Here is a 20,057-nt window from a genome sequence, read left to right as displayed (position 1 = left end):
AGCCCGTTTTTTTCTATCCGCAGGATCCTGACATGAAAGTAGCTCCTCTGAGCGTGGTTACGCTGGAATACACAGTCACCGACGAGCACGGTGAAGTCATCGACAGCACTGTCGGCAAAGAGCCGCTGGTCTATCTGCACGGCACCCGTTATCTGGTCTCAGGCCTGGAAGCCGAGTTGGAAGGTCGCGCGGTAGGTGAAGCCTTCGAAGTGACTCTGGCACCGAGCCAGGCCTACGGCGAATATGATGAGACCCTGGTACAAGAAGTGCCGGGCGAGCTGTTCGACGGCATGGAAGTCTCCGAAGGGGATACTTTTGTGGCTGAAACCGACGATGGCCACCGTCCGGTGACCGTGGTTGAAGTGTCCGAAGAGTTCGTCAAGGTAGATGGCAACCATCCGCTGGCTGGTGTGACTCTGGGCTTCAAGGTCGAGATCAAGGACGTGCGTGCTGCCACTGCCGAAGAGCTGGCTCACGGCCACGTTCACGGTGCCGGTGGTTGCGGTCACGATCACGGTCATGACCACGATCACGGCGGCTGCTGTGGCGGTCATGGTCACGACCATGATGAGGAGCACGGCCAGGGCAGTTGCTGCGGCGGTGCTGGCCACGGTCACGGTCACGATCATGGCCACGACCACGGTGACGACCATGGTCACGGCGGCTGCTGCGGTGGCGGCGGTTGTGGTGGCAAGGGCCATCACCACTGATCACGGCCATGCCGATGATAAGAAATCTGCCGTAGGAGTCATACCGAGCAATTAATGCTCATTAATTGCTCCTCCTTGGATGATGAAATCCGAAGCCGGTTGTTCTGGCTTCGGATTTTTTATGTCTGTCAAATAGGCTCGCGGCTTTTCCCAAGCTAACAGGGGCGCTTATTTTTGGTTAATGCTCAACATTATTTCCTTCTCGATTCCGCGATGTATTTTTGGCTCGGTGCGTAAACGGGGTACTAAATCAGTGTCTTCATAAGCACAATATGACCAAGTTACTTCATGTCCCAACAGCTATAACGAGCCAGTGTCAGTCTCTATTTGGTCTCGTTGTGCCCTATAAAAAAAGCCAGTCAGGCTTAACTGACTGGCTATTGTCTAGTGACTAACTGATTAGCGTGAAGCCTTACAGCTGCTCGATACCGACGATATGCCAGGGGGCATTGTTCTTGGCCAGATCGCGTTCGAGGTGCCACACCTCTTTGATGTCTTCTTCGACCTGCTCCTGACGGTCCATGTAGCGGCCGCTGAAGCGCACGCTCACCTGGGCCCAGTCGCTGCCATAGTCAGCACGTACCAGCTGGGTATCGACGTACATCACTTCGGTATGCTGGTCGCCAGTCAGTTCGGCGCGCTCGGCTTTGAGCTGCTCAAACAGCTCGGGGCTGACGTACTCGCGCACCTTTTCCAGATCGTTCTTGTTCCATGCCTCTTGCAGGGTGCGATAGTGATCACGGGCACCGGCCAGGAAGCTGTTCATGTCAAAGCCTGGCGGCAGGCGGAACGGGACGTCGCTGTCGGCAAAGCCAGTGGCTTGCGGTGCGCTGTTGCTCTGCTCAAACTGTTGCGGGGCAGCGGATTGCGGTGGCTGATAGCCCGCATAGGCCGCCTGTTGTGGCTGTGGCGTCGCGACCTTGCCCTTGCGCAGGGTACGGATCAGGAAGACGGCACCCAGCGCCAGCAGGGCGATCAGCAGGAAGTCCATTCCTTGCAGACCTTCAAAGGCACCGCTGCCCAGCAGGTAGGCAAACAGGCCGCCGGCCAGCAGGCCGCCCAGCAGGCCACCCATCATGCCGCTCTTTTTCGGCGGAGTCTGGGCATTCAGTGTCGGATTCTTGTTGTCGACCGGTTTGGCCGCAGGCTGGGCCGGCGCAGTTTTGTAACTTTTACCAAAGGATTTGCCGCCGCCAAATTTCTTGGCTTCGGCGTGAGGTGCCCCCAGGCCAATGGCCAGGATCACGGCAAACAGGGTCAGCATCTTTTTCATTTTGACTCTTTTCACTCTCGTCTGTGGGTGGGGCATGCTCCGCTTTGGCAAGCTCAGCAAGGCGCATGGCAGGCTGCCTGTCCCTAATTGTGTCGCAGCTTGTATTCATCAATATCACCTCTGGCATGAATTATTCATGAACGAGGTTGCCGCGATGCGGCGTCAAACAAGAGGAGTAAACCGGATGAAAAGCAGAAGATTGAGTCGCAAGGAGCGCAAAATGCGAAGCAAAATCAAAATGGTCAAGGTAGAGCAGACTCTGGTTTGGCCCTTTATGATGGTATGAGCCGCCAGATAGGGCTCGCCGTAGTTGGCTTTCTTTTGTAAAATTCCCGTCCCCTTCCCGCTGCGGTTTTTATGTGTATGGCAGAGCAAGTGACGGCGAAAAAAGACGCCAAGACACAACAGCTGAAAGTTCCTCCCCACTCTTTTGAGGCCGAACAGTCCGTACTGGGCGGCCTGATGCTGGATAACGATGCCTGGGATCGGGTTGCCGAACGGGTGATCGATCAGGATTTCTACAGCCGTCCGCACCGGTTGATCTTCCAGGCCATGACCCGCCTCTCCAACGCGGGCAACCCCATCGACCTCATCACCCTGCAGGAGGAGCTGGAACGCTCCGAACAGCTGGAAGAGGCGGGTGGCTTCGCCTATCTGGTGGAGATCGCCAAGAACACCCCGAGTGCCGCCAACATCAACGCCTACGCCGAAATCGTGCGCGAGCGAGCGGTGGTGCGGGAGATGATCTCGGTCGCCAACGAGATCGTCGAAGCGGGTTACGAGCCACAGGGCCGTACCTCTGGCGATCTGCTGGATCTTGCCGAGAGCAAGGTATTCAAGATTGCCGAGCAGCGCACCAGCGCCAACGAGGGGCCCCAGCCCCTGAAGCTCATCCTCGAGCAGACCGTCGACAAGATTGAAGAGCTGTTCAAGACCCCGCACAACGGGGTGACTGGGGTATCGAGCGGTTACAACGATCTCGACAAGATGACCGCCGGTTTGCAGCGTTCGGACTTGATCATCGTGGCGGCCCGCCCCTCCATGGGCAAGACCACCTTTGCCATGAACCTGTGCGAGCATGCGGCCCTCACCGCCGACAAGCCGGTGCTTATCTTCTCGCTGGAGATGCCCTCCGAGCAGATCATCATGCGTATGCTTGCCTCTGTGGGGCGTATCGATCAGACCAAGGTGCGTACCGGTCAGCTCGACGACGAGGATTGGGCGCGCCTCTCCTCCACCATGGGATTGCTGCTGGAGAAGGGCAAGATGTATATCGATGACGCCTCCGGCCTCACTCCGACCGATGTACGCTCCCGTGCCCGTCGGGTGGCACGCGAGCATGGTGGCCTATCCATGATCATGGTGGACTACCTGCAGCTGATGCGGGTGCCGGCGCTCTCTGACAACCGTACCCTGGAGATCGGCGAGATCTCCCGCTCCCTCAAGGCCTTGGCGAAAGAGCTGCAGTGCCCTGTGGTGGCGCTCTCCCAGCTGAACCGAAGTCTGGAACAGCGGGCCGACAAGCGCCCGGTCAACTCGGATCTTCGTGAATCGGGCTCCATCGAGCAGGATGCGGATTTGATCATGTTTATCTATCGTGATGAGGTTTATCACGATGACAGCCCGGACAAGGGGATTGCCGAGATCATCATCGGCAAGCAGCGTAACGGCCCTATCGGAAGAGTGCGCCTCACCTTCCAGGGTCAGTTCTCCCGGTTCGACAACTATGCCGGTCCGGCGTTTGACGACGATTATTGATAAGTAACAATCATGGCAATCCTAGGGTCAGGATTGCCATCACCGCTCTGACCCGCTTGCCATTCACTGCAAGGCAGCCCGTCAGAGCCTGTTTTCCCGGTTCGACAATTATGCCGGTCCGGCCTTCGACGACGATAAGTGAGTGGCGGTCTTCTGCCCGATGAGGGGGAGACCATTTGTGCCCTCGTAAGGGAAAACCATGAAAGCGGCTACTGCCCAAATCAACACTGCGGCCTTGCGCCACAACCTCGCCGTGGTCAAGCGCCACGCTCCCGCTTGCAAGATCATCGCTGTGGTCAAGGCCAACGCCTATGGCCACGGACTGCTGCCGGTCGCCCGCACCCTGGTGGATGCGGATGCCTACGCGGTGGCCCGTATCGAAGAGGCGCTGATGCTGCGCTCCTGCGCCGTGGTCAAGCCCATCGTGCTGCTGGAGGGCTTCTTCTCCGCCGACGATCTGCCGGTGCTGGCGGCCAACAACCTGCAGACGGCGGTTCACACCTGGGAGCAGCTCGAAGCGCTGGAGCAGGTCGAGCTGCCAGCCCCCGTGGTGGCCTGGCTCAAGCTCGACACCGGCATGCACCGCCTCGGGGTGCGTGCCGACGAGATGCCCGCCTTTATCGAACGACTCGGCAAGTGCAAGAACGTGGTGCAGCCGTTCAACATCATGACCCACTTCAGCCGCTCCGATGAGCTGGAGCAGCCCACTACCCGCGAGCAGATCGACTTGTTCAGCAAGTTGACCGCACCGCTGGCGGGCGAGCGGGCCATGGCCAACTCGGCGGGCATTCTGGCCTGGCCAGACTCCCACTGCGACTGGGTTCGCCCCGGTGTCATCCTCTATGGCGTGTCGCCATTCCCCAACACGGTGGCGGCCGATTACGACCTGCAGCCGGTGATGACCTTGAAGACCCAGCTGATTGCGGTGCGGGATCACAAGGCGGGCGAGCCGGTGGGCTATGGCGCCAACTGGGTGTCAGAGCGCGATACCCGGCTCGGGGTGATCGCCATCGGCTACGGTGACGGTTATCCGCGCATGGCGCCCAATGGCACTTCCGTGCTGATCAACGGCCGCATCGTGCCGCTGGTGGGGCGTGTCTCCATGGATATGAGCACGGTAGATCTTGGGCCCGGCGCAACCGACAAGGCCGGTGACGAGGCGGTACTGTGGGGCGAGGGGTTGCCGGTGGAGCGGGTGGCCGATGAGATTGGCACCATCCCCTACGAGCTCATCACCAAGCTCACCTCCCGCGTCTTTATGGAGTACGTCTGATGTGGCAGCAGTGCCTGCTGACGTTGAAGCCCCGTTCGCGGGGCTTTCATCTGGTGACGGACGAGCTGGTGGCCAAACTGCCGATGCTGGCGGATTACCGGATTGGCATGGCGCACCTGCTGCTGCAACACACCTCCGCCTCGCTCACCCTCAACGAGAATTGCGACCCCAGCGTGCGCAGCGATATGGAGGCCCATCTGCACCGGCTGGCGCCGGAAGATGCCCCCTACTATCGCCACACCTATGAGGGGCCGGATGACATGCCTGCCCACATCAAATCCTCCCTGCTCGGGGTGAGCCTGCTACTGCCGATCCGTGACGGTCAGCTGGCACTTGGCACCTGGCAGGGGATCTGGCTTGGCGAACATCGCGTCGATGGTGGCGCCCGTAAGGTGCTGGTGACCCTGCAGGGTGAGTAATCAGACTGCAACCAGCTGAAAGATGAAGATAAAAAAGAGGGATGGCGCCGAGCCATCCCTCTTTTGTTTCTACGTTGCTGTGAGCCATCTGCCTGCAAGTGGTTCGGCGCTCTTCGTGGCTCAGCCGACCTTGAAGGGGGTCAGCTCGGCCAGCGGGGCGGCGTCCATAAAGGCTTGCGGCTCCTGACCCTGTTTGAAGATCTTGAAATCCTGCTCGCGGGCGCTCCAGTACTCAACGGTATCGCCGCTGATCTGCAGCAGGCTCGCTTCGCGCAGGGCCACCACATATTCGCTCGGGTTGATGGCGCAGAACTCGGCCAGACGCTCGTCGCGGGTCTCGCCCATGTGGCCGCTGATGCTGGCGTCCAGATAGTGCGGGTTGATCTGCAGCGGGAACAGGCCCAGCGCGGGCAGCACGGCTGCGTTGCAGACCGGCATGTCGTTGGTGGTGCGGATGCTCGGGGTCGCCACGTTGCAACCGGCGCTCCAGCCCACATAGGGGACGCCCCGTTCGCGCACGGCACGCTGGATCGGCACGATCAGGCCATTTTCATGCAGCAGCTGATTCAGGCGCCAGGTGTTGCCGCCACTGATAAAGATGGCGTCGGCCTGATTGACGGCCGCGACCGGATCATCGAAGTGATGAATGCTGATGGTCTCGATCCCGAGGCTCTCGGTAAGTTCGTTGGCGCGGGCATCCCAGTCGCTGCGGATCACCGCGTAGGGGATGAGCAGGATGCGCTTGACCTGTTTGCGCGCGAGCAGGCTTTGAACCCGATCGCGGGCCCAGCCGAGCAGACCCGGAAATTCGTTGGCTTTACCGTTGCTAAGCAGAAGCAGTTCCATCAAATCGTTCCTCAAAAAGTGAAAGCGGAGGAGGGAGGGCCACCGGATCCGCCGTGCGGCCGGATGGCAAGAGCGGGCATGCTACCACCATTGGCGCGGTGGTTCTGTGATCGCGAGGCCCATTCAACGGCTATGGATGAGTTATGGATTGATAACTCACTGCCAACTGGTGGATTAATAAGCAGCGCTCCGCTCGCTGCCATCGCCAATAAAAGACCCCGCCGCAGCGGGGTCATGGCAGAGTTAGTCGAGTTTGAGATCGACCCACACCATGCGGTGATCCGAACTGACTCCCTTGGCGATGCCGAGTTTTGCATCATAGACCAGGTGATAACCGGCCTCGAAGCTGGCAGGCCAGAAGACGCCGCTCTTGACCGCGTTGAGGTTGGCGGAGGGGATGAGGTGATCCAGCTGCAGCACGCTGGAGTTGGTGATCCGTTCCGGGTTGGGGCGATTGAGGTTGCGTTTGCAGTCGGCCCCTTTGCTGACACACTCCGGTCCCCCTTCGCTGACCGGGATCAGGGTGCCATTGGTGATGGCCTGATTCATCAGCGGGTTGTTTAGCAAATCCTGAATGGCGGTCAGGTCGCCGTCACCGGTGAGCGGATCGGCGTTGAGATCCCCGGCGATGACGAACTTGGCGTTTTTGGCCAGCCCACCCTTGGTGCCCTTGTCATCGGTCATGTAGTTGAGACCCTTGACGTAGTCGTTCCAGAAGGCGATCTCGGCGCGGTTGTGCTTGACGGTGTGACGCGCCGCGTTGGCAAAGATCGGCGGGGTCGGGTGGGAGATCAGGAAGTGGATCACCTCTTCACCCTTCTCGGTCTTGATCCGTACTGGCACATCGGCGTGGTTCTTGGAGGAGAGCGGGTAATGCTGCCAGGCTGCGTCTGAATACCAGGCATCGCCACACTGGCGGCTGGCCGGGATCTTGACCTTGGGATTGTTGCAGTCATCGATGATGGGATTCTGCTCGCCCGGCATATCCTTCCACTTGAAGTTCTGGAAGGTGCGGATCTGCTTGGTGTCGATGGGGTATTTGGACATTACCGCAAAGGCGTACTGGCCGTGGTAGTTGCCAAAGCCCCAGGCATCGTCGGGGCCGCTGTTGACCTTGCCATCCAGATTGAGGTCATAACCGCTCATCAGGCCGGTGTTGGTGGCGAAATTCTGCATCACCGGATAGCTGATGGCCGTCACCTCTGCGTGCTGGGCGTGGGCCAGATAGTTGTCGTTGAAGGCTTTCAGATCGGCGGTGCTCTCGCCTTTGCCGTCGTTGTCGAACTCGTTGAGCAGGAACACATCCGGGCGGGTTCGCTGGATGATCTCCGCCACGTTGCGGATCTGCTGCACGTTCTTGGCTTTGGTTTCCGTGGCGCCGCTCAGGCTCCCTTCGGCGAGGCGGGCCAGCAGGGCATCCTGCTCGGTGCGGGTCAGTGCCAGCTCACCGGTCAGCATACCGGCGGCAGTGCGGTCAAAAGAGAGGTTGAAGGTGGCAAAACGAACCATGGGATCAGCTGCCTTTGAGTCGTTGTCGCTGTTGCAACCAGCCAGCATCCCGAGGGAGATGGCGGCAGCCAGTAGGGTCTTGTTGATATTCTTCATTGTAATTATTCCGTAGCATCAATGAGTTATGCCTTCTGTGAGGCGGCGTCATTATAAGTAGACGGTGATGCTGCGGGGATTTTGCCTGAGCAAAGTGTGAGGATATTCACACCACATATCTGGCGATGATGAATGTTAGCAGGGCGATATGGGGTGTGAAAAACCGGTTTATATGCTGCAGTTTCCGGGATGAATGGCGCGCTTCCTGCCGTTACCGCACTCTGAGTTTGTCACACCACCATCGGCAGGCCGCTCTCGGGGTGGTGGATCACCTGTGCCGGATAATCATAGAGACGGGCGATGAGCTCAGGGGTGAGCACTTCGGCAGGCGTGCCATCGGCCATCAGCTTGCCCCGCTCCAGCATCACCAGCCGATCGGCATAGCGCGCCGCCAGATTGAGGTCGTGCAGCACCACCAGCACCGCAGTATTGCGGCTGGCGAGGGCGCGCGCCATGGTGAGCAGCTGATGCTGGTATTTCAGATCCAGCGCCGAGGTAGGCTCGTCGAGCAGCAGCAAGCGGGGTTGCTCGGTCGGGGAGGGGGCCTGCCAAATCTGCGCCAGCACCCGGGCAAACTGCACCCGCTGCCGCTCGCCGCCAGAGAGCCCGGGATAGAGCCGCTTGGCCAGATGCTCGACCCCGGCATGGGTCATGGCCGCCGCCACAATCTCGTCACGCCGCGCCGCCGGTTCACTGTGTGGCAGGCGCCCCATGGCGACCACTTCCTCGCAGAGAAAGGGGAAGTTGAGGGAGGAGCTTTGCGGCAATACCCCGAGTCGGTGGGCCAGCTGGCTGCTGTCCCACTGCTGGCGATCCGCGCCAAACAGGGTGATGGAACCCTCATATTCCAGCTCGCCGGTCAGACACTTGAGCAGCGAGCTCTTGCCCGCCCCGTTGGGGCCGAGCAGAGCGGTCAGGGTGCCGCTCTCGAGGTCGAGATCGAGCCCATCCAGGATCTGGCGCTGGCCACGGCGCAGGCTGAGTCGGGTGCAGCTCAACAGGGGGTAGGAGAGTGAGGATGAGAGTGGTTGCATAACAGTCCGTATCACAGAGCGCGGCGGCCTTTTACCAGCAGCCAGATGAAGAAGGGGGCGCCGAGCAGGGCGGTGATGATGCCCACCGGCAGCTCGGCCGGGGCCAGCAGGGTGCGTGCCAGCATATCGGCTGCCAGCAGCAGGGCGGCACCCAGCAGGGCCGAGAGTGGCAGCAACCTGACATGGTTGGGGCCTGCCAGCAGGCGCACCAGATGGGGCACTACCAGTCCGACGAAGCCGATCATCCCCGATACCGCCACCGCCACCCCGACGCCCGCTGCGGTGAGCAGAATCAGGCGGCGCTTGAGGGATTGCACATTGACTCCCAGATGACGAGCCTCTCCTTCCCCCAGCAGCAGGGCGTTGAGGGGATTAGCATCGCGCATAAAGAGCCACAGCAGGGCCGCCAGGGTGAGCAGGGCCAGCGCCACATCGGCCGGTTTGCCTGCCGCCAGCGTTCCCATCTGCCACAGGCTCAGGTTGCGGAGCATCTGATCGTCCGCCAGATAGGTGAGCAGGCCGATCACTGCACCGGAGAGCGCAGTGATGGCGACCCCGGCCAGCAGCATGACGGTGACCGAGGTGCCCCCTTCACGGGTGCCGAGCAGATAGACCAGGGTAGTGGTGAGCGCGCCGCCGAGAAAGGCGAGCAGCGGCAGCAGGCCAACCCCGATGGTGGCTTGCAACTGCTGGCCATATTGTGGGGCAAGAGGGGCCAGCAGCACGATGGCGAGCGCCGCGCCCAGCGCCGCACCGCCGGAGACACCTATGATGCCTGGGTCAGCCAGGGGGTTGCGAAACAGTCCCTGCATCACTGCGCCACAGAGCCCGAGGATCCCCCCCACTGCGATGCAGAGCAGGGTGCGCGGCAGGCGAATTTCCTGAACGATCAGCAGCTTGTGTGACTCAATCCCGCTCTCCTGCCCGGCAAACAGCGCCCGCAGACTCTCACCCAGGGTGAGGGTCATGGGGCCGGTTGCCAGCGAACCGAGCAGCAACAGCGCCAGTGCGGCCGTGGTGAAGGCCAGCAGCCAGGAGAGGGGCAAGCGCATCATGACCCCTGCTTGATCCACTGGGCGATCTGGTTCGCCTGTTGCAGGGAGTTGAGGCTCAGGCCCCCTTGCAGGGCGTGACCGTCTATGGCGTGAATGGCATTGCGCTTGCCAGCCGGGGTAGCGGCCAGGGCGGGTACTTCTGCCAGCACCTTGGCCGGATCGGCATATTGCTGCCAGTCACGACCGCTGACCAGCACCAGATCGGGCTGCATCTCGATGAGGGCTTCGGCGGATACCGGCTTGTAGTTGCGCAACTCGGCGACCGGATTGATGCCGCCTGCCAGCGAGATCAGCGCGCTGGCTGTGGTGTCCCCCCCGGCGATGCTGGTGGGTTGCCCCTTGTGCAGCAGCAGGAAGGCGACCTTGAGCGGTTTGTTCTGTTTGGCTTGCGCCGCCAGCTGATCGGTCTGAGCCTGGATCTCTGCCTTCAGGCGATCGCCAGCGGCTTTATCGCCCAGCAGGCTGGAGAGGGTGTCGATACGCTGGTTGAGGTTGGCGAGAGTCGGCGCGGTATCCAGCACCTCCACCTTGACCCCGGCACGGCGCAGCTGATCCAGGGTCGGGGCCGGGCCCATCTCGTCGCTGCCCACCAGTCGGGTGGGGGAGAGGCTCAGGATACCTTCGGCGGCCAGTGCCCGGTGATAACCCACCTTGGGCAACCCTTTGGGCAAGGGGCTGCTGACATCGGTGGCGATCAGGCTCGATTCACCGCCAAGGGCCAGAATGAGTTCTGTGGTGGCGGGGCCGATACTGACGATACGCTCTTTCTGTCCGTCGGCAGCAACGGCAGAGAAGGGAGAGAGTGAACTGCAGAGCAGGGTGATGGCGAGGGCAAGACGACGGCCCATGCTAACCTCCGAAGGGGTGAATGAAACGGGTGTGCCGCCGAGAATATCAAGGCTTTGGAAAAAATGCACTGATAATGATAGCAATTATCAATTGCATTGGTTTCGGTGCTTTATTAGAGTAGCCGCCATGATAAACAGCGGGACAATATGGTCCCGCAGAGGGAGAAAACATGAGCATTGCACAACGCATTCACGCGCTGCTGGAGCAGGATCCCGGCGCTCATCCGTCCACCCTGGCGGCCCAGCTTGCCATCAGCGAATGGGAGGTGGTTCGCCATCTGCCCGCCGAGCTGGTGACCCTGTTGCCCGCCGATCGCGCACAAGGTCTGCTGGAAGATCTGGCCGACTGGGGCCCGGTGACCACCATCGTCGAATCAGAAGGTTCCATCTTCGAGGTAAAAGCTCCCTTCCCGAAAGGCAAGGACGCTCGCGGCTACTACAACCTGATGGGCCGCGACGGTGAGCTGCATGGTCACCTCAAGCTCGACAACGTGGCGGGGATTGCGCTGGTCAGCAAGCTGTTCATGGGCAAGGAGGGGCACTCCTTCCAGTTCTTCGGTCACTCCGGCCGCTGCATTTTCAAGGTCTATCTGGGTCGCGACGAGAAACGCCAGCTGCTGGCCGATCAGGTCACCCGTTTTATGGCGCTGCGCCACAACTCTCAAGAGGAAGTCAAAGCATGAGTGAACGTCAGGAGCGTCTGCAAAACCGCCTGCAACCGGAGATCCGCGAGTTTCGTGACAGCTGCCGCACCCTGCAGCTCGCCACCGTCGATGGCGAAGGCAATCCCAACGCCAGCTATGCCCCGTTCGTGCTACAGGAAGATGGCTACTATGTGCTGATCTCCGAGATCGCCCGCCACGCCCGCAACCTGCAACAGGTGCCCCGGGTATCCCTGATGCTGATCGAGGATGAGAGCGGTGCCCGCGAGCTGTTTGCCCGCAAGCGCTTGACCTTCGATGCGGTGGCTGAAGTCGTTGCCCGTGACGACGCCCGCTGGAGCAAGGCGGTGGCGGCACTGGAAGGTCGTTTTGGCGAGATCATCAAGGGTCTCTCCAACCTCAAGGATTTCAAACTGTTCCGCCTCAAGCCGGAGCAGGGGCTGTTCGTCAAGGGCTTCGGCCAGGCGTTCGCGGTCTCCGGTGACGAACTGGTGGATTTCGTCCATCTGGTGGAAGGGCACAAGCGCATCGACAACGGTGCCGAGCTCACCAGCCCGGCCGATGCGCCGGTCTGATAATCCCTGTCGACCACGACAGCCGTTATAACAAAACGGGCAGCCACTGGGCTGCCCGTTTTTATTGCGTTATCTCATCCGGCCTGTTCAATCCTGCCAGCTGGCCTTGTTGGGAAAAGCGCGACGATCGGCGTCGGTGGCCGTTTCGTTGCACTCCCCCCGCACCTTCCAGGAGGTCTGGCTCAGCACTATGTAGCCCTGGCGGCAATACTGCTTGGTCGCCAGGGTCTCGGTCAGCAGGTTCTCCTGCAACGCCTCTCGCTGTTCTAGCAGCCGCTGGCTCTGGGCCGCCGAGAGGCCGCGCGGCAAGGTGTCGTTGGGCGCGGCTTCAAAGGTGAAGCGCTTGCTCCCCTCCTCGTTGATGTGGGTCAGAAACAGAGGTTCCGGCCCGTCATACTTCTGTCCGGGCAAGCTGGAGCAGGCCGACAGCAGGGGAACAATCAACAACAGGGTGGCAGACAACAGGCGCACGACAGACTCCAGTGAGAAACGAAGCGAGGCTCGCAGATTAGCACGGCTGCAGGGCGGGTGTTACTGCCAGCAGTTCGTTGGTGGTGAGCAGGGTGACACTGCGCCCCTCCGGCAGGCTAAGGTGGCGCCACATCCAGTGATGGTGCTCGGTGATCTGGGCCGCGCTCAGATGGGGGCGATCAGCGGTGGTGTGACCATCGCTTAATACCAGCACCTCGTACCCATGGGAGGCGGCACTGCGCACCGTGGTATCGACGCAAAAATCGGTGGCGCAGCCACAGAGAATGAGTCGATCGACCGGCTGCTCGGCCAGCAGGAAGGCAAGTTCGGTATCGAGAAAGCTGTCACATGCTGTCTTGCGTACCCGGCTATCTCCTTTGGCCGGTTGCAGCGCACTGTGCAACTGCCAACCCGGGGTGCCCGGTTCCAGTTCGGTACCGGGGGGCGAGTCATGCTGGATATAGATGACCCGTCCCTGTTGCTGTCTGACATGGGCCGCAGCCCGATTGATATTGGCCAGCACCTGCTCCTGGCGGTAACGGGGCTCGTTGAACAAGCCTTGCTGCACATCGATGATCAGTAACACATCCATATTTTACCCGCCGTTTCCTGGAAGATTAGGGTTGCAGCCACTGGCTGCAGTCACGACTGCGGGATTGATGCAGCGCGCCCATATCTTGCTTCATCTCGTCACTGTTTTGCCAGCGCTTAGGCAGCGGCATGATGGTTACCTGCACATCGGCTGCGGGATCTGCAACAGAGGTCTCATCTGTGCGGGGCACGACCAGCGCCACCTTGAGGACAGGATTGCGGCTGGCGATGCGACTGGCGAGCCCAAGCCCCCCCTCGACGTGGAAATTGCCGGCGATATGCATGATCTGCTGGCCCGGGTGCTTGGCGAGATAATCCACCATGCTCTCGGCCATGGTGTCATCCCAGCTGGTTTGGGCGGCGAAGCGGCGGGCGTTGCTGTCGGCGTCGCCGTGGTGCATGGAGGCCATAAATTTTTGGCGATAGGGGTCATCCCCCAGCGTCAGTTGGCGGGCCAGCTGGCTGCGGCGCGACGCGGGCAGTTTGTCGAGCCACTCAGCCCCCTCCTGACCGACACAGCTCACCAGCGGCTTGGGGGCGTTGGCGGCGATCACCGGCATCCGGTGAGTCTTGGCAAACTCCACCAGCGGGCGATAGTCGCTCGGATAGTTGGGCCAGGCGTTGCCTTCGCGGATCAAGGCCGCTTCACCAATCTGGTTCGCCAGATAGGCATCCAGCGTCTTCTGATCGGCGCGGCTGAACTGCTCCATGGAGAGGGCCAATGGCCGACCGTGCTGCTGACCTGCGGTGTAGAGCCCGCTCAACAGGCGCGATTGCAACAGATGCACGGCGGGATGGCTGTGCAGCTCACCCACCAGAATGATGTCGGCGTCGGCAATGCGCGCGATTGCCTGCTCCAGCGTCAGGTCTGCGTCTCCCTCGCCGCTTAGCCGGTAGTCATAGAGCGTCTGCAACTGTGATGACTGGGTCGGTTGGGTGGGGGTGGCACAGGCTGCCAGTAGCAGCGGTAGGGCGAGCAGGGGAAGTCGTCTAATCATGGGATCTCACGGCTGATATGCCCGGATGCCGGTGCATCTCGGGGGCTAATAGAGAATAAGGGCAACACAGGGCGACAGTGTAAAACCAATTTGGTTCAAAACAAATGAGAATGATTTCGTTTCTTGTTGATCTTTGTCGAGAGCCGGGTAATATGCGGCCTGTTTGATAACAGTTCTCAATAAGGATTCGCTGTGACCCATCATAACGCACTCTCTCTGGTTGCCCTCGCCGTGGCGGCCGGTCTCTCCTCCCAGGTCTTTGCTGCCACCCAGAAGGCGGATGAAGTCGTGGTCGTCAGCGGCTCACGGATGGAGCAAAAACTGGAAGATGTCTCCGGTCCCATCTCGGTGATCACCGCCAAGCAGATTGAAGAGCAGGTCGTCACTAATGTCGCCGACCTGTTCCGCTACGAACCCGGTGTGACTGTGCTCGGCGGTCAGGGTGATGCGCAGACCTTCATCATCCGCGGCATGGGTGAAAACCGGGTCAAGGTGGTGCGCGACGGTGTGCGCCAGAATGATGCCTACAGCAAGGGCGGTGTTGGCCAGAGCTACTTCGATACCGACATGATCAAGCAGGTAGAAGTGGCCAAGGGGCCCGCTTCTGCGGCCTACGGCTCCGATGCGCTGGGTGGCGTGATTGCCATCACCACCAAGGATGCCAGCGATTTCCTCAAGGGCAAGGATAGTTATCTGGACGTGACCAGCGGTTACGCCTCAAGCAGCCACCAGAAGATGGCGGGCTTTACCGGCGCCCTGCGCACCGGCGAAGTGGAGAACCTGCTGCGCTACACCTGGCGCGATGGCGGTGTGACCCAGAATTTCGACTCCACCAAGAACGACTTCGATATCGGTACCCACGCCCTGCTGCTCAAGAGCAAGTGGAACCTCTCCGATGAGCAGTTCCTCAAGCTGACCGTTGACTACCTGACCGATGGCGAGGAGCCGGATGCGGTCAAGCTCAACAAGGTCGGTACCGGTACTGCCCGTGTCTTTGATCAGCCCATCACCGACAAGCAGACCGACAACCTATCTGTGGTGCTGGATCACGGCATCGCGCTGAACCAAGGCTGGGCCGATCGGATGGATAGCAAGGTCTACTTCGCCCGCACCAAGCAGACACTGGATCAGTACGCCTCATCCAAGTATCCGGTCAGCCCCGGCAACCCCTATGTGACCAAAAACTCGCTGGATCACAACGTGTTCGATCAGAAGAACATCGGCGCCCAGCTGCAGTTCCACAAGGCGGTCGCCAACCACCGCCTGGCCTGGGGTGCTGAATACGAACACACCGACAACGAACGTACCCGTTACAAGGGGCCGACGACTCCCGGTGATTTTGTCGGCTACAACGAGCTGAGTTTCCCGGCTACCACCAGCGAGCGCAGCGCCCTGTGGGCCTTTGACGAGATCAAGTTTGGCGAGCGCTGGGTACTGACCCCGGGTGCCCGTTATGACTACTACCGGATGACCCCGGACAACGATCCGGCCTACACAGGCGACAAGCTGCACAAGTTCTCCGAAGGGGAGTTGTCACCCAAGCTGGGTCTGGTGTTCAAGGCCCACGAGGCGGCCAACCTGTTCGCCCAGTACAGCCACGGTTTCAAGGCCCCCATGTATGACAGCGCCTTCTCCACCCTGAACCATCAGGCGTACGGCTATCGCATCGAGCCCAACCCGAACCTCAATCCGGAGAGCAGCGACGGCATCGATCTCGGCGTACGTGGCAGCAGCAATGGCTTCAGCTATGAAGTAGCCAGCTTCTACAACAAGTTTGAAGACTTCATCGAGATGGTTGAAGTGGGCAAAGAGGGGAGAACCGCTGTCTACCAGTACCAGAACCTGAGCAAGGCGACCACCAAAGGGGTCGAAGCCAAGGCGGATTACTGGCTCAACGACATCGTCAATGTATGGGGCAACCTCGCCTACATCGAAGGTAAGGATGGGGATGGCAACTACATCAACAGCCTGAGCCCGCTCAATGGCTCGATCGGTGTGCGTCTGGAACAGTCCCAATGGAACTTCAACACCGCGCTGCGCTTTGCTGACGACATGGACAAAGTCCGTAAAGACAGCAAAGGCAACGATTATGTGAAGAGCGCCGGTTGGGGTGTGGTGGATATGTACGCCCAGTTCAACCCGATGACCGACCTGCAGCTCAACGTCGGGGTCTTCAACCTGTTTGACAAGGAGTACACCAGCTACGAGCGCATCGCCGGTCGTGCCGAGGGCTCCGATAACAGCATGATGACCGAACCGGGCCGCAACCTGAGTGCACGGGTCAAATACGTATTCTAAAGAGCAAACAACAGACGCAGATGATCAAAGGGGCTTCGGCCCCTTTTTTGTCGCCGCCATGTTGTGACGATGGAGCAGAGCAAATGTTTGCCTAAAAAAGAAACCCGCCATGGGCGGGTGGAAGGATTGCAACACTAACCAGGAGGAGGTGTTACCAAGTAGACTTCGCATCTTCGGTAATAGTTCAATTTTATTGAAGTTTTTTAGTTTTCTGCGCAGGGTTTCCATCGGGATCTGCGGGGGAGGATGGGTTATCATTCTGCTCCCGTCATCCGGTTGCAGAGGATCTATGCCCGCGTTTTCCTGGTTAGCGCTCTTTTTCGGCGCCTTCTATTTTGTCTACGGTGCTTACTTGCCGTTCTGGTCGCTCTGGCTGGAGGGGGTGGGCGTCAGCGCCGAGATGATTGGTCTCCTGCTGGGGGCGGGGATGGCGATCCGCTTTGCCGGCAACCTGATGGTGATGGGGCAGATCAAGGGGGCGGGCCATCTGCTGCCGGTTACCCGCTTGCTCTCCCTGCTCAGTCTGCTGGCCTTTCTCGGCTTCTATCTCAGTCATAACCTCTGGTGGCTGGTGGGCTTGACCCTGCTGGCGAACTTTATCTATCCGACCCTGATGCCGGTGGGAGAGGCGCTGGCGACCCGCATGGTGGTGCAGGCGCACCTCGATTACGGCAAGGTGCGGCTGTGCGGCTCCTTTGCCTTTATCGTTGCCTCTACCCTGGTGGGGGCGCTGGTGGGCAACTTCGGTAGCGACTGGATTTTGCACACCATGGTGGCGGGGCTGGTGCTGATGCTGCTGCTCAGCTGGCTGCCGCTCTATCCGGCGCCACAGGATAGTCAGGGCGAGCGCGCCAAGGCGTCCTTGCTGGCAACCCTGCGCAGCGCGCCGGTGCGTCGCTTCCTGCTGCTGACCGCTCTGCTGCAGGGGAGCCACGCCGCCTATTACGGTTTCAGCGCCATCTACTGGAAGGCACAAGGGTATAGCGGCACCATCATCGGCTATCTCTGGGCGCTCGGGGTAGTGGCGGAGATCTGCATGTTCGCCGCCGACAAGCGTTTCCTGCAACGCTTTGGCGCCCAGAGTCTCTTTATCGCCGGTGCCATCGGTTGTGTGGTGCGTTGGGTATTGCTGGGGGCCTCGACCGAGTTGTGGGTACTGGTGCTGGGGCAGTTGCTCCACTCGGTCACCTTTGGCATGAGTCATCTCGGGGCTGTGCGTTTCATGACTCGCCAGCTGCCCGCCGAGCAGTTGATCCCGACTCAGGCGCTCTATGCGGCCCTTGGCCTCGGCATGACGGTGGCGGCCCTGATGGCGCTCTGCGGCGTGCTGTTCGAGCCTCTCGGCGGTGGCATCTTCTTCCTGATGGTGCTGGTGGTCTTGCCGGTCTTCTTCCTGCGGCTGCGCCCCTTTGCGCCGTCTGCGCAGGAGAGGGCTCCAGCCTGATATTTGTCTATTTCACCTAACAAAAGGGAGAGCCATGGCTCTCCCTTTTTCGTTACTGCGGTTTGTGGCGCTACTGCTGCTCGCCAAGATAGAGGCGGCTGAGACGGCGCCAGGTATCCGAGCCGATGGTGCCGGCAAGCAGCTCATTGGATGCGGCATCAAAGCGGCCATCCGGCAGCCAGCTCAGTTGGGGCAGCAGTTGCGCCAGCGTCACGTCATTGTGCTGCAGCTCCCGCTCCAGCGCTTCCCAGAAGGCGCTCCCCTTGACGTAAAAGAGCGGGTAGTAGGAGCGATCGCCCGCCAGCACCTCGCGAGCTGCCCGATAGAGGCCGCTCTCGCTATGAGGTAGCAGTTTGCCCCGCTCGGCCAGCTCGTTGACCGCTGTGACCTGATGCAGCCGAAAGCGGCGCAGCGCCTTGATGGCGAGGTACTCGGCGAGGCTCTCGTTGACCCAGGTGGGTTGTGGCGCAGTATGGCGAGCGCTGAGGATATGCACCGCCTCGTGGGCCGAGGTGCGCAGCAGGCGCAAGGGGGCCTGTGGCGTCGGCTTGCCAGCCTCGGTGGGGTAGTTGGCGACAAACACCTGATCCCCAGCTGCGCCGCCAAGGGATCGGGTCGCCACATCCCGCCCCAGCCACACCAGTTGCCACGGGTGAGTGGGCGGATCCACATCGAGCTGGAAGGCCAGATAGTCGATGATCTCATTCAGTTGCTGCTGCAAGGCCGGCAGATCGAACTGGTTGGCGGTCTCGTCATGGCTCAGCACCAGCCGCGGATCCGGCTTGGTAACGGGCACAGTGTCCAGACCAAACGGCAGGATCAGCGGCGGCTGGTTGACATCCGGCAGTGGTTGGCAGCTGCCATCCGGCAGACAAACCTTTCCTTGGCGACTCCCCATCTGGCGCACAAAGTTACCCCACTCGGTCAATAGCCACTGATTGGGTGCGAACAGAAGCGACTGTTGGGCCGAGGCATCAGCACCCTCTGCCGGAGCCGGTGTGAGCGTGATCTGCCAGCCGATCTCCTTGCAGGAGAAGGGCTGGTTGAGGGCAACCGGCTCGTTGTTTGCAAGGCAGACCAGCGCGGGGGAAGCCGGTGTGGCACTGCCCGGCAACTGACGAGCGGGGAGCAGGGTAAAGGGAGGCTTGCCCTGCATGGTGAGGCGCACTTGCAGCACATTGGCGCTGGCGCCCTGCTCGATAAGATAGCGGGGGCCGTTCGCGTCATTGCCAGCGCAGGCCCACAGCGGCAGCAGCCAGAGGGCAAACAGGGTGATATGACGACTCATAAGGGGGTTAGCGCTCCTGCTCGTAGCCCAGCAGATCGCCGGGCTGGCATTTGAGTTCACGGCAGATGGCCTCCAGGGTGGAGAAGCGCACCGCCTTGGCGTGGCCATTCTTGAGGATCGAGAGGTTGGCCTCGGTGATGTCGATGCGCTGGGCCAGCTCGCGGGCGGTCATTTTACGCTCGGCCAGCAGGGCATCGAGTCGGATGATAATGGGCATAGGATCCTCACACCGTCAGCTGCTGTTCATCGGCCAGCAGTTTGGCCTCGCGCATGACCAGTGCCAGCGCCAGTACGATCAGTCCCGCCAGCAGTACCCGGAAATCTGAGGTACTCAGCGCTATGGTACCGAGTACTTCCGGGCCTCTCATGGTGAGCACCGTATCCAGCAAGGGGGTCAGGATCAATTCGACCAGGAAGGTTGTACAGAGCAGCAGTCCGATCTGCCGATAGCGGCGGATCTGCTCGAAGGTGAAGAGCAGACCGGCGCGGTAGCCACGAAACAGCTGGCGCAGTTGCCAGAGCATCATCATAAAGACCAGATCCGGCAACAGCTGCACCAGGGTGCCGAGCAGCCGGGTGGAGAAGTGAAGGGGATAGTCGGCAGGATTGATGCCGGGGCGGCTCAAGATGGTGTTGAGCTTTTCCTGCAGAAAATCGGCACCACCGAAGGGGGTCCACACCTCCAGCAAGGTGATCAAAGGGGTCGCCAGCAGTGCCAGCAGCAGCAGCCATTCGATCAGCATGCTCGAGCGTTCGAGTTTGTTGGAGATCATCTCATTCCTCACTGTGATGGTTTTATCTGAAAGGTAAAGTTTATCGTTTATCAATATTCACACCGGTAATGTTTATTGTTTTACGATATGCAGTCAAGATAAAACTTATTGAAAAACGATAATTTCAATCTGTCCG

Annotated in this window: 20 protein-coding genes; 8 read left to right on the top strand and 12 right to left on the bottom strand. The window is 60.4% G+C overall.

Annotation, left to right across the window (positions count from 1 at the left end; translation table 11 throughout):
* Positions 1-32: 32 nt before the first annotated feature.
* On the top strand, positions 33-710 hold the full coding sequence (slyD, locus tag OKB77_RS12150) for a peptidylprolyl isomerase (protein ID WP_123172461.1): 678 nt from the start codon (positions 33-35) through the stop codon (positions 708-710).
* 412 nt (positions 711-1,122) lie between these two features.
* Here the strand turns inward: slyD and OKB77_RS12145 are convergent, their stop codons facing one another.
* Positions 1,123-1,983, bottom strand: coding sequence for a Tim44 domain-containing protein (locus OKB77_RS12145; RefSeq protein ID WP_005335275.1), 861 nt, complete (start codon positions 1,981-1,983; stop codon positions 1,123-1,125).
* A gap of 363 nt (positions 1,984-2,346) precedes the next feature.
* Here OKB77_RS12145 and dnaB point away from each other — a divergent pair, with 363 nt between their 5' ends.
* The 3 genes from dnaB to OKB77_RS12130 all read left to right on the top strand — a co-directional run bounded on the left by dnaB (position 2,347) and on the right by OKB77_RS12130 (position 5,433).
* On the top strand, positions 2,347-3,741 hold the full coding sequence (gene dnaB, locus OKB77_RS12140) for a replicative DNA helicase (protein ID WP_026035132.1): 1,395 nt from the start codon (positions 2,347-2,349) through the stop codon (positions 3,739-3,741).
* A 199-nt stretch (positions 3,742-3,940) separates the two neighbouring features.
* Entirely contained in the window at positions 3,941-5,014 is a 1,074-nt protein-coding gene (gene alr, locus OKB77_RS12135; protein ID WP_033114623.1) for an alanine racemase, read from the top strand.
* Positions 5,014-5,433, top strand: coding sequence for a secondary thiamine-phosphate synthase enzyme YjbQ (locus OKB77_RS12130; protein WP_005362528.1), 420 nt, complete (start codon positions 5,014-5,016; stop codon positions 5,431-5,433). The genes alr and OKB77_RS12130 overlap by 1 nt, the downstream gene beginning before the upstream one ends.
* A 120-nt stretch (positions 5,434-5,553) precedes the next feature.
* Here OKB77_RS12130 and pepE read toward each other — a convergent pair whose 3' ends face one another.
* From pepE to OKB77_RS12105, 5 genes are all read right to left on the bottom strand, one after another.
* Complete coding sequence (gene pepE, locus OKB77_RS12125) at positions 5,554-6,279, bottom strand: dipeptidase PepE (protein ID WP_123172462.1); 726 nt, start codon at positions 6,277-6,279, stop codon at positions 5,554-5,556.
* A gap of 243 nt (positions 6,280-6,522) precedes the next feature.
* Positions 6,523-7,884: an endonuclease/exonuclease/phosphatase family protein gene (locus OKB77_RS12120; protein ID WP_270817714.1), complete on the bottom strand. Its 1,362-nt coding sequence runs from the start codon at positions 7,882-7,884 to the stop codon at positions 6,523-6,525.
* 230 nt (positions 7,885-8,114) lie between these two features.
* On the bottom strand, positions 8,115-8,918 hold the full coding sequence (locus OKB77_RS12115; protein ID WP_123172464.1) for a heme ABC transporter ATP-binding protein: 804 nt from the start codon (positions 8,916-8,918) through the stop codon (positions 8,115-8,117).
* 11 nt (positions 8,919-8,929) lie between these two features.
* The gene (locus tag OKB77_RS12110) at positions 8,930-9,973 is read right to left on the bottom strand and encodes a FecCD family ABC transporter permease (protein WP_042021724.1); all 1,044 of its coding nucleotides are present in this window, start codon (positions 9,971-9,973) and stop codon (positions 8,930-8,932) included.
* Positions 9,970-10,821, bottom strand: coding sequence for a heme/hemin ABC transporter substrate-binding protein (locus tag OKB77_RS12105; RefSeq protein ID WP_058058227.1), 852 nt, complete (start codon positions 10,819-10,821; stop codon positions 9,970-9,972). The genes OKB77_RS12110 and OKB77_RS12105 overlap by 4 nt, the downstream gene beginning before the upstream one ends.
* Positions 10,822-10,991: 170 nt before the next feature.
* Between OKB77_RS12105 and hutX the strand changes: the two genes are divergently transcribed.
* Complete coding sequence (hutX, locus tag OKB77_RS12100; protein WP_005362516.1) at positions 10,992-11,504, top strand: heme utilization cystosolic carrier protein HutX; 513 nt, start codon at positions 10,992-10,994, stop codon at positions 11,502-11,504.
* Positions 11,501-12,058 (top strand): heme utilization protein HutZ, encoded by a 558-nt coding sequence (gene hutZ / locus OKB77_RS12095; RefSeq protein WP_005335257.1) that lies wholly within the window; start codon positions 11,501-11,503, stop codon positions 12,056-12,058. Before hutX ends, hutZ begins: the two co-directional genes overlap by 4 nt.
* A gap of 87 nt (positions 12,059-12,145) precedes the next feature.
* On the opposite strand, the gene OKB77_RS12090 is transcribed toward hutZ, so the two are convergent.
* From OKB77_RS12090 to OKB77_RS12080, 3 genes are read right to left on the bottom strand one after another with little or no spacing between them, the layout of a single operon-like run.
* On the bottom strand, positions 12,146-12,529 hold the full coding sequence (locus OKB77_RS12090) for a hypothetical protein (protein ID WP_005335256.1): 384 nt from the start codon (positions 12,527-12,529) through the stop codon (positions 12,146-12,148).
* Between the two features lie 37 nt (positions 12,530-12,566).
* Positions 12,567-13,121 (bottom strand): cysteine hydrolase family protein, encoded by a 555-nt coding sequence (locus OKB77_RS12085; protein WP_270817713.1) that lies wholly within the window; start codon positions 13,119-13,121, stop codon positions 12,567-12,569.
* Positions 13,122-13,146: 25 nt separating this feature from the next.
* Entirely contained in the window at positions 13,147-14,118 is a 972-nt protein-coding gene (locus OKB77_RS12080) for a ChaN family lipoprotein (protein WP_270817712.1), read from the bottom strand.
* Between the two features lie 192 nt (positions 14,119-14,310).
* On the opposite strand from OKB77_RS12080, the gene OKB77_RS12075 reads away from it, so the two are divergent.
* On the top strand, positions 14,311-16,416 hold the full coding sequence (locus OKB77_RS12075) for a TonB-dependent hemoglobin/transferrin/lactoferrin family receptor (RefSeq protein ID WP_005354204.1): 2,106 nt from the start codon (positions 14,311-14,313) through the stop codon (positions 16,414-16,416).
* Positions 16,417-16,705: 289 nt separating this feature from the next.
* Complete coding sequence (locus tag OKB77_RS12070) at positions 16,706-17,860, top strand: 3-phenylpropionate MFS transporter (RefSeq protein ID WP_005348183.1); 1,155 nt, start codon at positions 16,706-16,708, stop codon at positions 17,858-17,860.
* Positions 17,861-17,930: 70 nt separating this feature from the next.
* Here the strand turns inward: OKB77_RS12070 and OKB77_RS12065 are convergent, their stop codons facing one another.
* The 3 genes from OKB77_RS12065 to OKB77_RS12055 are packed head-to-tail and all read right to left on the bottom strand — an operon-like array spanning position 17,931 to position 19,921.
* Positions 17,931-19,148 carry a hypothetical protein gene (locus OKB77_RS12065; RefSeq protein WP_123172470.1) on the bottom strand — a complete coding sequence of 406 codons (1,218 nt, stop codon included), beginning with the start codon at positions 19,146-19,148 and terminating at the stop codon, positions 17,931-17,933.
* A 7-nt stretch (positions 19,149-19,155) separates the two neighbouring features.
* The gene (locus OKB77_RS12060; RefSeq protein WP_005335250.1) at positions 19,156-19,365 is read right to left on the bottom strand and encodes a helix-turn-helix domain-containing protein; all 210 of its coding nucleotides are present in this window, start codon (positions 19,363-19,365) and stop codon (positions 19,156-19,158) included.
* Between the two features lie 7 nt (positions 19,366-19,372).
* Positions 19,373-19,921 (bottom strand): DUF2975 domain-containing protein, encoded by a 549-nt coding sequence (locus OKB77_RS12055; RefSeq protein ID WP_021229702.1) that lies wholly within the window; start codon positions 19,919-19,921, stop codon positions 19,373-19,375.
* Positions 19,922-20,057 lie beyond the last annotated feature (136 nt).

Origin of the sequence: Aeromonas sp. Y318-3, assembly GCF_027706185.1 — a bacterium.
GTDB lineage: Bacteria > Pseudomonadota > Gammaproteobacteria > Enterobacterales > Aeromonadaceae > Aeromonas > Aeromonas veronii.
Note: the sequence above shows the minus strand (reverse complement) of the source record. Positions and strands in the feature narration are given on the sequence as shown.